This window comes from Macrococcus sp. GL_134 (genome assembly GCF_057834705.1).
In genome coordinates this window covers 51599-64350 of the sequence record NZ_CM174409.1, presented here as the reverse complement: position 1 = coordinate 64350, position 12752 = coordinate 51599, and the positions used below count along the sequence as shown (strand labels likewise).

At 40.0% G+C, this 12752-nt stretch carries 16 protein-coding genes; 1 reads left to right on the top strand and 15 read right to left on the bottom strand.

The genetic code is table 11. From position 1 onward, the window contains the following. Positions 1 to 116: 116 nt before the first annotated feature. From AC3IPL_RS00345 to AC3IPL_RS00290, 12 genes are all read right to left on the bottom strand, one after another. A complete protein-coding gene (locus tag AC3IPL_RS00345; protein WP_489241096.1) occupies positions 117 to 1664 on the bottom strand; it encodes a solute symporter family protein in 1548 nt (515 codons plus the stop codon). Beyond that, positions 1661 to 1969: a DUF485 domain-containing protein gene (locus tag AC3IPL_RS00340; protein WP_489241095.1), complete on the bottom strand. Its 309-nt coding sequence runs from the start codon at positions 1967 to 1969 to the stop codon at positions 1661 to 1663. Before AC3IPL_RS00340 ends, AC3IPL_RS00345 begins: the two co-directional genes overlap by 4 nt. Before the next feature lie 148 nt (positions 1970 to 2117). Beyond that, on the bottom strand, positions 2118 to 2471 hold the full coding sequence (locus AC3IPL_RS00335) for a hypothetical protein (protein ID WP_489241094.1): 354 nt from the start codon (positions 2469 to 2471) through the stop codon (positions 2118 to 2120). A gap of 104 nt (positions 2472 to 2575) precedes the next feature. Continuing rightward, positions 2576 to 3352: a prephenate dehydratase gene (locus AC3IPL_RS00330; RefSeq protein WP_489241093.1), complete on the bottom strand. Its 777-nt coding sequence runs from the start codon at positions 3350 to 3352 to the stop codon at positions 2576 to 2578. Between the two features lie 94 nt (positions 3353 to 3446). Next, entirely contained in the window at positions 3447 to 5015 is a 1569-nt protein-coding gene (locus AC3IPL_RS00325; RefSeq protein WP_489241092.1) for an alanine/glycine:cation symporter family protein, read from the bottom strand. A gap of 163 nt (positions 5016 to 5178) precedes the next feature. Beyond that, on the bottom strand, positions 5179 to 5544 hold the full coding sequence (dhaM, locus tag AC3IPL_RS00320) for a dihydroxyacetone kinase phosphoryl donor subunit DhaM (RefSeq protein WP_489241091.1): 366 nt from the start codon (positions 5542 to 5544) through the stop codon (positions 5179 to 5181). After that, entirely contained in the window at positions 5544 to 6113 is a 570-nt protein-coding gene (gene dhaL, locus AC3IPL_RS00315; RefSeq protein WP_489241090.1) for a dihydroxyacetone kinase subunit DhaL, read from the bottom strand. The genes dhaM and dhaL overlap by 1 nt, the downstream gene beginning before the upstream one ends. A 10-nt stretch (positions 6114 to 6123) precedes the next feature. Then, the gene (gene dhaK, locus AC3IPL_RS00310) at positions 6124 to 7089 is read right to left on the bottom strand and encodes a dihydroxyacetone kinase subunit DhaK (RefSeq protein ID WP_489241089.1); all 966 of its coding nucleotides are present in this window, start codon (positions 7087 to 7089) and stop codon (positions 6124 to 6126) included. Between the two features lie 353 nt (positions 7090 to 7442). After that, positions 7443 to 7904 (bottom strand): GyrI-like domain-containing protein, encoded by a 462-nt coding sequence (locus AC3IPL_RS00305; protein ID WP_489241088.1) that lies wholly within the window; start codon positions 7902 to 7904, stop codon positions 7443 to 7445. 9 nt (positions 7905 to 7913) lie between these two features. Next, positions 7914 to 8618 (bottom strand): CBS domain-containing protein, encoded by a 705-nt coding sequence (locus AC3IPL_RS00300; protein ID WP_133417710.1) that lies wholly within the window; start codon positions 8616 to 8618, stop codon positions 7914 to 7916. 79 nt (positions 8619 to 8697) lie between these two features. Further along, complete coding sequence (locus tag AC3IPL_RS00295; protein ID WP_489241087.1) at positions 8698 to 8835, bottom strand: hypothetical protein; 138 nt, start codon at positions 8833 to 8835, stop codon at positions 8698 to 8700. An 82-nt stretch (positions 8836 to 8917) separates the two neighbouring features. Continuing rightward, positions 8918 to 9802 (bottom strand): RluA family pseudouridine synthase, encoded by an 885-nt coding sequence (locus tag AC3IPL_RS00290; RefSeq protein WP_489241086.1) that lies wholly within the window; start codon positions 9800 to 9802, stop codon positions 8918 to 8920. 134 nt (positions 9803 to 9936) lie between these two features. On the opposite strand from AC3IPL_RS00290, the gene AC3IPL_RS00285 reads away from it, so the two are divergent. Next, positions 9937 to 10116: a hypothetical protein gene (locus tag AC3IPL_RS00285; RefSeq protein ID WP_489241085.1), complete on the top strand. Its 180-nt coding sequence runs from the start codon at positions 9937 to 9939 to the stop codon at positions 10114 to 10116. 63 nt (positions 10117 to 10179) lie between these two features. On the opposite strand, the gene AC3IPL_RS00280 is transcribed toward AC3IPL_RS00285, so the two are convergent. From AC3IPL_RS00280 to AC3IPL_RS00270, 3 genes are all read right to left on the bottom strand, one after another. Next, complete coding sequence (locus AC3IPL_RS00280; protein WP_489241084.1) at positions 10180 to 10830, bottom strand: SDR family oxidoreductase; 651 nt, start codon at positions 10828 to 10830, stop codon at positions 10180 to 10182. 76 nt (positions 10831 to 10906) lie between these two features. Further along, the gene (locus tag AC3IPL_RS00275; RefSeq protein ID WP_489241083.1) at positions 10907 to 12220 is read right to left on the bottom strand and encodes a hemolysin family protein; all 1314 of its coding nucleotides are present in this window, start codon (positions 12218 to 12220) and stop codon (positions 10907 to 10909) included. Between the two features lie 38 nt (positions 12221 to 12258). Further along, the gene (locus AC3IPL_RS00270) at positions 12259 to 12654 is read right to left on the bottom strand and encodes a MerR family transcriptional regulator (protein ID WP_489241082.1); all 396 of its coding nucleotides are present in this window, start codon (positions 12652 to 12654) and stop codon (positions 12259 to 12261) included. Between the last annotated feature and the right edge of the window lie 98 nt (positions 12655 to 12752).

Here is a 12752-nt window from a genome sequence, read left to right as displayed (position 1 = left end):
ATTTTAGCAATTTAAAGCATTAAGTCAATATAAAATCAGAATTATCTGATTATTTTTTAATATGCATAGCAAAAAAGGCTGGACAAATGTCCAACCTGTGTATATTTATACAATATTTAATGTGTAACCTCTGATGTAGATATACCTGTAATTGATTTAACTTGTACTTCTTCAAATTTCTCAGCAGATTCCTGCTTCCCAAGGAAGGTTCCTAAAAAGGCTGCGATAAATCCTGCCGGTACTGATATAATCGCTGGATTTGACAGCGGGAATATAGGATCTGCAGTTATAAATGCAGTTCCTGCTGGATTCATCACGTTTGGACTTAACATGACAAGGATGAGTGATGTTAATAAGCCGACTACAATCCCTGCAATAGCGCCTTGTGTATTGAACCTCTTCCAGAATATCGTATAGACAATGACTGGTAAATTCGCACTTGCAGCAACGCAGAAAGCTAATGATACTAAGAATGCTACATTCAAGTTTTGTGCAAATAGCGCGAGAACAATCGATAACACAGCTACTGCAACAGAAGCGATTTTTGCCGCCCGCATTTGTTCTACATCACTGATTTTTCCTTTCTTGATGACCTGCCCGTAAATATCGTGCGCAAACGCAGAAGCACCTGATAATACAAGTCCTGCAACAACTGCAAGAATCGTCGCGAAAGCCACTGCTGATACAAATGACATCAACAAATCTCCGCCGAGTTTGTCTGCTAACAATGGTGCGGCCATATTACCAGCTGGGTTCGCAGCAATGATTTCTTCACGTGATAATAAACTGGCTGCACCAAACCCAAGGAAGATGGTGAGTATGTAGAAAATACCAATAATCCACGTTGCCCACATCACTGATGAACGTGCTGTTTTAGCATCTTTCACTGTGAAGAAGCGCATCAAAATATGTGGTAATCCTGCTGTTCCAAATAACAGAGCAATAATTAATGAAATGTTATCGAGCGGTGATTTTCCTTGAGAACCGGGATTGATGAAATCACTTTTCAATTCAGAGGATTTAATATTCTGCATCGCACCGAACATTTTGGCGATACTGAAGTCAAAATGCATCATGACAAGGAAAGAAATAATAAGAGTCCCGATCATCAACAAAATCGCTTTGACCATCTGTACCCAGCTTGTCGCAGTCATACCGCCGAATAACACATAAATTGTCATCATAATACCTACTAAAATAACAGCGAGTGTGTAAGGAATATCAAACAATAATTGAATCAGTGCGCCAGCTCCTACAAGCTGTGCGAGCATGTAGAAAATAACAATGGTAATCGATGATACTGCAGCAGTCGCTCTGACCTTTTTCAGTTCGAAGCGGGCAGCAATCATATCAGCGAGTGTATATTTCCCTAGGTTACGCAATGGTTCAGCAACGATGTACAATACGACCAGATAAGCAGTTAAATAACCGATGCTGTAGAAAAATCCATCGAATCCCCAAAGCGCAATTGCCCCGGCAATACCAAGAAATGAGGCAGCAGATAAGTAATCCCCCGCAATAGCAAGACCATTCTGCCATCCGGTCAAGCCACCCCCTGCAGTATAGAAATCATTGGCAGAATGCGTTCGTTTTGAAGCAAAATAGGTAATCAATAGTGTCAAACTGACGAATAATAAAAACATGAGAACAACGGTCAGATTCATCGATTCTGCCCCCTTTTGTATTTCGCTATAAGGCCTTCAGAGGCACGATCGAAACTTTTGGCTTTGTTCATATAGAGAGTTACAAGCACCCATACCATGATGAAGAGCATCAATGCATAAATCCATGCCCAGGAAATATTCCAGAACGCTTCATTGTTCAAAAATGTAGTGTAGCCTGTTAAAACTGGAAATAATAATGTCGCAATTACAAAGAAAACTGTAACCGGAAAGATAAACCCATTTCGCTTTGCTTTTAATGCTTGAAACGCTTCGTCTTTTGCTATTTTGTCATAATCATAAGCCATTAACCCATCCCCTTCATTCACTAAAATAATGAATATAGATTCATTTTATTGAATTGTCAGAATATTGTCAACAGTATTTTGTTAGCGTTTACATTTAGTTATCAAAAAAAAACAAAAATCCTCAAATAAAGGACTTTCGTTTTTATTATTATTTTCTATTTCTTAAACCTTCGATTAAAGTCACTGTGTTCAGTGCAAAGTATTTTCCTGCACCTTTCAATGATTTTACGCCATGTCCTGCTTTTAAATGCTGGAACATTGCTACTGCCATAACGATATTAACCATAACCGCGCCAATTCTACCTAATTTTTTATTAAAAATAGACATTGTCAGTAAAATAGAGCCAATCAGTTCAAAATATCCGGCAAGTTTCATTGAACGACGTGATAAATTGAATCCTTCTTCAAATTGTTTCGCCATATCTTCGTCATTTTTGACTTTTGGCAGACTGCTTTTAATGATGTCATTTGCGACATAACCATTGATAATATGTTCATGCATATTTTGTTTCCTCGCTTTAGTTTTAATTTTTAAATACTGACTTATTATAATCACTAACCCCTACCAAAGCTATCGGCTATTAGTCTGATTTTTAGGCCGGTAAATTAAAAGGCACCAATGGTTCTCGCTGAAATCTGCATGGCATCAAATATTTTCAGTACTTGCTGATAATCATCAGTATTCGGATCTACGCGGCATTGAATGAGAAAGTGATAGTAACCGAAATGATGCTTAGTCGGACGGGATTCAATCCACGACAAATTGATGTTGTATAGGTTAAAGACATTCAGTATGTTGGCGAGCAAACCAGGTTTATCAACTTTCGGGGTGAGCAGCAGCAACGCCTGTGATGTCCGCTGGTTGCTTTCGTGATGAGATAGCACGAGAAATCGAGTCTGGTTATTCGGGAAATCTTCAATGTTCTGTTGAATCACGTGAAAATCACTAGTACTGTGATGCGGGACGATCGCAACAGTTTCATCATCAACATAGTTCAAGCTGTCAAGCGACGAATCAGCGTATTTTACGATGAGCTGATGACTAGTAATAAACCGCTTTGTCTGGCTGATAATCGGGGCAATGGAAACGACAGTACGTGCACTTGATAATGTCGACGTCAATCCGACCACATCAAATGCAACATCCAGATATACTTCGCCCACGACGTGCAGCTGATTTTCAATCAGTTCATCAGCGATTAAATTGATAGTTCCTTCAATCGCATTTTCAATCGGTACAACCGCCTGACTCTCAGGATGCTGATTGAATTGTTCTACGACGTCGTATAACGACTGGCATGGAACCAGCTCAGCGTCCGGTTGATATTGAACCGCTGCCTGATAGCTGAATGTTCCCTCTGGTCCTAAATAATAAATACTCATATCATTAACCTCTTTTCAAAAATAAAAAAGCCTGCAGTTGATTTAACCATAACCTCCTTGTGAGAAGTTGTCCAATCAACTGCAGGCAGCTCTATTATTTTTGTAATTCTTCCTGTCTTAGACGTTCTGGATAATCTTCGAGCCAGAATTTCGCATTAGGGAGTTCAGCTGGATCTGGACGATAAACTACATTTCTACCAGAACCCAGTGCTTTTTTCTGTGCTTCATAATCTTTAAGTGCTTTAATCGCCGGCTTATGCAGAATCCAGATAGCGATGACATTCAACCATGCCATCAAACCGACACCTAAGTCACCGAGATTCCACGCCAGCTCTGCTGTTTTAACAGCTCCGTAAACCGTTGCTGCAATCAATAAGAGCCGGGCAATATTGAATCCAATCGCTGTTGCCTGCTTACTCTGACCGCGCATCAAATACGAAACGTTTGTTTCTGCGATGTAGGAATAAGCGAGAATCGTTGTGAATGCGAAGAAGAAGAGCGCCACTGCCACAAAGTAGGATCCAAACCCTGAAAAACTCGGATCAAATGTGTAATCACTGCCATGGAAAGCTTTGTCGACCCCTGCCTGCACATACATGGCTGTACCGGAGTAATCTTTCGAACCATCTGCAGACTCTACATAGACACCGCCATCCTTGATTAAATGAGGCGCACCATTACTTTCCGTTGTTCCATCTGTTGTATTATAAGTTCCTGCTAATAAAATAATTAAGGCTGTTGCTGTACAGACAAATAATGTATCAACATAAACTGAGAATGCTTGTACCAATCCTTGTTTCGCCGGGTGAGATACTTCTGCTGCGGCAGCTGCGTGAGGACCAGTACCTTGTCCTGCTTCATTGGAATAAAGACCACGTTTCACACCAATTTCAATCATTGCTCCAAATATACCACCGAATGCAGATTCCATATTGAATGCAGATTTGAAAATCAATGCGATCAATCCAGGAAGTTCAGTGATATTCATGACAAGAATGATCAGTGCCATAATAATATAAAGAATCGCCATGAAAGGTACAATGGCAGTGGCAGCATTCGCTATCCAGCGTACGCCTCCGAAAATAATAACCGCCAGTATGACTGCAAGAATGATTGCAATGATCCAGCTGTTAATACCAAAAGCATTTTTCATTGAGTTCGCAATGGCGTTCGCTTGAACACCTGGTAATAATAAACTCGTTGATAGAATGGTGACAATAGCAAAGACAATACCATATATTCTACCGAATTTCCCCTTAATACCTTCTTCAATGTAGTAAGCAGGACCGCCCCGGTATTCACCCTTTTCTTCACGCTTGTAAATCTGACCGAGCGTTGACTCGATGAACGCTGAGCTGGCACCTAGAAATGCTGTTGCCCACATCCAGAATACTGCACCAGGGCCACCGATGAAGATAGCTGTGGATACACCGACAATATTACCTGTCCCGACACGACCAGCAAGTGATAATGCAATCGCCTGGAAACTTGAAATCCCTGCAGGTGACTTTTCACCTTGGAACATTAACCTGACCATTTCTCCGATATGCCTGACTTGGAAAAAGCGCAGCATGAGTGAGAATACAATACCTGTCAGTAATAATCCATACACTAACGGCTTACTCCAAACTAAATCTAATAGCCAGCTTACTAAATCTTCCATAATTTCATCTCCTTTTTATTCAATAGTGTATATATTATTGTTTTATATTATATATATACGATAATAAATAAACAATACCGAGTTTTAAATTTTCTGAATTTTTATAATTGATACGTGTTTTATCCCATAAAAAAAGCTGCAGCAGCTGCAGCTTGTCACTAGATTATTCTTTTTCTTTAAAGGTCTTTTTCAGCGATGCCAGTATCTCATCTCTGGATTTGCCGACTTTGATTTCTACGCTTGCTAAAAAGGCACCTTCGACTAATGGCATATGCGCAACAGTGATATGAGTGAAACTATTCATTTCAATCACCATTTCCACATTCATCTTGCTCGAGCCGATGTCATAAAAACAAAGTGCTTCACCTTGAACTGAATTGAACATCTCAGTAATGGCATCGACTGATGTGCCAATATTTCCATCAATTCCTCCGGTAGTTCTCACCATAACGCCGTCTGCCATTTGTGCGAGCAGTTCTTTAAGTCCATCTGCTAGTTGTGCGCTGTGACTGACAATACAGATCTCCATTATCTCACCCCGCTGATCAGACCATCGAGAATGTAGACAGCGCTTTGCGCACCTGGGTCGATAGTGCCGATAGATTGTTCTTTGAAATAAGCAGCTCTGCCCTTTGTAGCAGCCATTTCCTTCGTCTCTTCTGCAAACTGCTGCAATTCTTCTCGAGTCGGCAGCTCGTCTGACGCTGCAGCTTTACTGATGACGTCAAACATTGTTTTTTCTCCACCTGTTACTTTACCACGAGCACTCACCGCTTCGCTGAAAGCGTTCAGTAATTGCTTCATATTATCTGCTGTCAGCTCGTCTTCTGCCGCCTGCGCCATTTTGACAAAGGAAAATCCGTATAGCGGGCCTGACGCTCCGCCGACAGCACTCATCAGTGTCATGCCGCATGATTTAAGAACTTCTTCCACAGTGTCTCCCGTCAATTTTTCGCTAACTGCTTTGAACCCTCTCAGCATGTTGACGCCATGATCACCATCACCGATTTCACGGTCAAGATCGGTCAACAGCTGTTCATTATCCTGAAAAGTTTTGTACAATCCTTTTAACTGTTCAGTTAATTGCTCAGCATTCATAATACCCCTCCTAGTTGAAATAACGGCTTGCTGTTTCTGCTTCCAGCGCCTGAAGTACACTGTCATCGTGCTGTAAGACAGTGATAGAGAAGCCTTGCATATCAAGTGCTGTCATATAATTACCCGCGTATAGTTTAGTCATCGTCTTATTGTTCTGCTCAAAATAGTCATTTACGTAATAGGCCGCCATATTCAATTCACTTAATGGTGTGCCGCCCATACCATTGACCATTACTATCGCGTCTGTGAACTCTAGTTCCTTTTCGATTTCTGCCATCAAACGGGCTACAATTCTATCTACAGTTTCAACTTGTTCGCGGTATATCCCTTTTTCGCCGTGAATGCCGATACCGATCTCCATCTCGTCGTCTGCAAGCTCAAAGCCATACTGACCAGTCGTCGGTACCATACACGGTTCAAGCGCCATACCGATCGTCGCCATACAAGGCAGCAGCGCTTCCACTTTTGCTTTCACTTCTTCAAGCGACAATCCTTGATCAGCATAATAACCTGCGACTTTGTGGACGAATACAGTTCCTGCTACGCCTCGGCGCTGCTCTTTATTATCAATCGCGATGTCATCAGCAACTATGACCCGGTCAACCTTAATATCTTCCATCTGCGCCATTTCCATCGCCATCTCAAAATTCATGACATCACCTGCATAATTCTTGATGATCAGCAATACGCCGGCATCAGTAGCCACTGCTTTAATAGCTTCTAGTACTTTGTCAGGTGTTGGAGAAGTAAATACTTCCCCGCAGACAGCCGCATCAAGCATCCCATCAGCCACATAACCCGCATGTGCCGGTTCATGACCACTACCACCACCAGAAATAAGAGCGACTTTTCCTTCTTTCTTCTTCTTACGGACAATGACAGAACCTGCTACTACCTCGTGTGAATCATCCGATAAGGCTAAACCTTTCAGCATATCTGATACAAATTGAGTCTTTTCGTTAAGCAGTTTTTTCATACCAATCGCCTCCTATCCTCATTATAATATGAACAGTTTGATAGCGCTAACAATTAGAAGAGCGAATCCAAGCATGCCCGTTCAGACAAATGATTCATTTGATAATATTTTGTTAGAAATACTGTACATTTTGTTTAAGATATAGATTTATCAGCTTAGCGTTACCTATTATGGTTGGTATTGTATTAGTTCTACCTGATAATTTTGTAACAAAGTCACTGTTTCTTACGTTGCTGATGTTTATTGCGGCGGCATCTTACTTAATTTATTTTTTTACAAAAAAACAACTGCTAAAATGATTTTATTATCATTCACCAAATAAAAAAGATGAGAGTAGCTCTCATCTTTTTACGTTATTCAACCGGTATCCACATTTCAGCTTTATAGTCAGCTGCTGTGACATTACCGAAAGGATAGTATTCAAATTCAGGAGCATTTCTTAAATCATGCTGGGAAGCAGGTATAATCACTTCATAAGCCTCGTTAGTAATGCGTTGAATTTCACGTGAAACGGGTCTTCCTGCTTCAAATACTAAATAATTACCTGCTGGAATGTGATGAGAAGTCCATTCTGACGTTTCTTGTGCAGAACTCACTCCAATCATATAATCGACCCCGTTATCAGTAGGGAAATATATACCGAAAAATCCTTGAAATTGGTCATCTGCTTCAATTGTTAAGCGCGCGCGTTGATCTGACTGCTTAAATTCAGTCCAGAACTGCTGTGACTTCTGCTGTGCATCTTCGATACTGTCATAACTTCTTTTTTCCCCAACTACAGTCAATTTTTCTAAATGCTTTACTTCATATGCCATAACTTCTCCTTATAATTGTTCTAACACTTTGGGCATGTCCCCAGGCGTGATAATCCCTAGAATGTCTTGTGGTTTTTCTACTTTTCCAGAATCGGAAATTAAAATGACCAGTTTAGAATGTCCTTTTGTATTAATTTCATCTATCATCGTCTGCTCTACTTCGTGTAACGGCATGTCATTTTTAACGATGATAAACGAGGCACCTTTCTCATCATTTGGGAGAACATCTCTCACTCGGTAATCCATCAAGTTGATTGTTCCTTTAGTCGATACTGAAGCCAGCCAGTTCGTCAGTCCATTGTCTGTCAAAATACCGAGAAAACGCTGACCATCAAATATCGGATATTGTGATAATTGATGCTGCTTAATATGAGCGAGTGTATCCACTAATGAATCGTCAATATTTAAACACACTACTGGTTTATTAAATTGTTTTACCGTTGCAGGATTCGCAATTTGTTGACGAATCGACTCAAGTTGATTGATAAATTCAGTCGTTGGTTCTGCGATATTAAACGCATCTTTTTTCTCATGAATCAGTAAGTTTCTTAACTGCCTTGCGAGATCAATTTCATCTTTAAACGCCTTCACTACTGGATGTTTTTCTTTCAGCTGGTAAAATAATGAGCCAAAACTGTCATCCCGCTTCGTTTCATCTTTCATTGCTTCATGCAGCTGATTGAATGTCGAAATAAATCGTTCAAAATTATCCATAAAAGACCTCCTAATTTTGATAACGCTCTTTTAGCAGTCTGTAACTAAACACACAGGACTCATGCTTACAACTATATAATTATAGATCATTTTGTTTGTCATGAAGATGTTTCAAGTAATCAATTACTCTTGCCATCCTTTGTTTTAAAGACCCTTTTTGTTTGAATAGTTCAAATATCTCATATGCTTCACTATTATGAATCACTTGATTCTTCATAAGTTTTCTCCTTTATTTTTCTTATCTTTATGTCTGTAGCAATGACTATTCATCCTATTGCCAATATGTTTCTCAGCCGTCTTTATCTATTAAACGACATCTTGAACACTTTCGGCAGTTCTGCCTCAAAGCGCATTAATTTATTCGTCGTCGGATGTGTAAATGCAAGAATGCTTGCATGTAAGCCGATACGTCTGAACGGGTTTGTCACAGCTCCATATTTTTTGTCACCGACAATCGGGTGCCCGAGCTCTTTCATATGGATCCGGATCTGATTTTTGCGTCCTGTCTCCAGATTGACTTTCAATAACGTCTGTGTGCGATTGGTGTTAAGCACTTTATAATGCGTCACGGCTTTTTTGCCGTTGTTTGGTGTCTTACTGGAATGCATGGTCAAAGTTTTATCTTCAGTAAGCCACGTTGTAATAGTACCGTCTTCTGTCATGCGGCCTTCTACAAGTGCGATGTAAGTGCGTTCGCTTACTAACTGCTTCCAGTTATTCTGCATCACTTGCTGTGCCTTTTTATTTTTCGCATACATCATGACACCGGACGTCTCGCGGTCAAGCCGGTGGACAACATATATACGGTTTTGAGGATGTGCTCTTTTAACGTAGTCTGACAGCAGACGGAATGCTGTGTTTTCGTTATCTTTTTCTGACGCAATGGATAATAGTCCTGCTTCTTTGTTCACTACAATGACGTCTGCATCTTCATAGAGTATTTCAATCCCTTTGATTTTCGCTTTTTTGTTCACTGCACTCGTTCGGATTTCGACGACATCCCCCGGTGCAAGTGGTGCGTTGAACTGACTGATTGATTCGTCATTGATAAAGACGTGACCTCTTCCAAGCACGGTTTTTACTGATTTTTTACTTCTGTCAGGCATTACTTCAAATAAAAATTTCAATAATTCATTAGGTTGCTGCACGTGCCATTGTTCGTCACTGCCATTTCTTTTAGTCATCACTCTACATCCTTTGGCCATTTTATTTAATTTATCTCTTTATTATACTACCATTGTGACAAATAATCGCTGACAACAAAATACCCATGAAGCAGAATGCTCTTCCCGGCCCAATGATTCCTCACGGGACTGCTATGAATAATACATTGCGGCAAGTAGCAGCAGCTCTCAGTACAAGCATTTTAGTCACCATTATGACCACTGCCCATGCTGATATGCTGATTGGTGCTCAAATCACTTACAAAATCATCACCGGCATTGCTCTCATCGGATTAGTGCTTTCATTCATGTATCCTAAAGCAACGGGTCGTTAATCTCCGATTGATAAAAAAAGAATGGGCATATGCCCATTCTTTTTTGGTTTATAATCAGCCGTACTATATATTTTTAATAGCTTCTGCTACATCTGTATGACCATTTACTACTTGGAATTCTTTGCCGATAGTATTGTCGTTCAATAAGACATTCAGCAATACTTCTGCAATGTTTTCACGTGCAACTTCTGCTACATCCAATGTCTCTTTCACTGTCACTTTGCCACTGCCTGCTTCGCTCTTGAGAATACCTGGATGGACTATCGTATAATCCAGATCAGAGGCTCTCAGCACATTGTCTGCATAGTGCTTAGCCGCAACATAAGGTCTGAAATCACTATCCGCTTCCTGGATTGCTGCTCGTGATGTGTCAAATGAGCTTACCATCACAAATCGTTTAATTCCTTGATTGCGAGCTGCTTCGATTGACTTGACCGCTCCGTCCAGATCAATCAGCATCGTCTTATCAGCACCTGTACTACCGCCAGATCCTGCTGTAAATACCACAGCATCAATACCGTCCATTGCTTTTTCAATCGCTGGAATATCATCTTCCAGATCGATTAAACGCGTCTCCACTCCCAAATCATCAAAGAAATTTTTCTGTTCAGGTTTACGAATCACGGCAATCGGTGTGACACCTTGCTGCTTGCTCATTTTCTCAACCAATATTCTTCCTACTTGTCCGTTTGCGCCGATAATTAATGTATTCATGATCTACCTCCTATAATAGTTCTCTCTTCATAGTAAAGAATGATAGGTGATATTTCAAAAATACTGTCTTTTATGACTATTGATCTGTTTCAATATATTCAGACTTTGTCACTTCGATTTTCTCGATATGACTACCGTTCTTCTCCAGACCACTGAACAGATAGCCTTCATAAAAAATATGATCTGCTTCTCTGTCAATGAATGATAACATCCAGCCGCCTATCGTATCGACATTATCAATGTCGAACGTAATTCCAAGCATTTTCTCTACATCACTGATTAATACACTTGAATGAATCTGATAATGGTCTTCCCCTATCTTAACAATCTTCTCTTCCTCTTCTTCATCAAATTCATCCCTTATTTCACCGACCAGCTCCTCGATAATATCCTCTATCGTCACTAAACCACTCGTTCCGCCGTATTCGTCCATCAATATTGCTAAATGCAGACGTTCTGACTTCATTTTACTTAACAGCTTAGTCAATGACACTGTTTCAATGTCTCTCATTACCGGATGGATGTAATCAGTGAGCTTGCTTTCAAAGACTTCCTCTTTGTCCTGCAGCATCAAATCAATAAAGTCTTTAATGTGGATAAATCCGATGATATTGTCTTTGTCTGTTTCGTAAACAGGATATCTTGTATAGCGTTCTTGCTGCATGAGTTGAATCACATCTATCATACGAGATTGATTGCTGATCGCTGTAATTTCATTTCTTGGCGTCATAATTTCACGTGCCACTTTGTCATCAAATTCAAATGCATTGTTAATGACTTTCAATTCATTAATATTGATTTCTCCAGACTTATAACTGTCAGCTAACAAGAGACGCAGTTCTTCCTCAGTATGCGTTAATTCATGTTCGCCCACAGGTTTCATGCCGATGATTTTCAGCAGTAACCTTGCTGAGCCGTTCAACAACCATATAAAGGGATAAAGTATCCTATAGAAGAACATGATTGGTTTACTGAAAGCTAATGTTACTGCTTCTGCTTTTTGGATTGCGATGGTTTTCGGTGCAAGTTCCCCGACCACTACATGTAAGAACGTCGCAATAATAAACGCAGCTACAAGTGTAAAGACATGAACTAGATCTGCCGGGATACCGACGGCAGAGAATAACGGATGCAGTATAAATTCAAACGTCTGTTCACCGACCATTCCAATGCCTAATGCTGTAATCGTAATACCGAGCTGACAGGCACTTAAATACTCATCCAGATGATTCACGACATTGCTGGCTGACAAAGCACCAGGTTTTCCTTCATTGACGAGTTGATTGAGTCTCGAATGCCTGACTTTGACAATAGCGAACTCTGTCGCTACAAAAAATGCTGTTAAAATGATCAGCACCGTAAAAATAATTAAGTTAATCGTTGTCTCCAATAAGATATTCTGTCATCAGACAGAATATTCACCTCCATTTAATGTTGTATGAATAGCAGTAATGTTTTGATCAGGGCAAGATCTTTCACTGCCAATGCTTTCGCTTCATTGAGATTGTCTGTTTGCGAAATATTGCGTATATCTGCTTCTAACTCACTGATTTTCAGTCTGATGTCTTGAATGTCAATCGCTTCAGTGGGTGCGTATTTCTTCTTAATATCGTTTAAATGCATACCTTCGTCTTTAAGATGTTCGATTTCGTGGATACGTTCCACCATATCAATTGAGTAAAAACGATAATTATTGTCACTTCTCTTAAAATCAAGTAATCCAAGCGTCGTATAATAATCAATTGTTCTGTTCGTTACACCAGCAAGTGCTGACAGTTCACCAATTTTTAGTTTGTACTTCCCAAGTGACTCCCTCCAAACCATAACGTGATGGTTTTAATATATATTATTATGTTTATCATTGCAAATCATATGTTCATCATTGTATAAAATACCCAAACTATAACGTGATGGTCTTGATA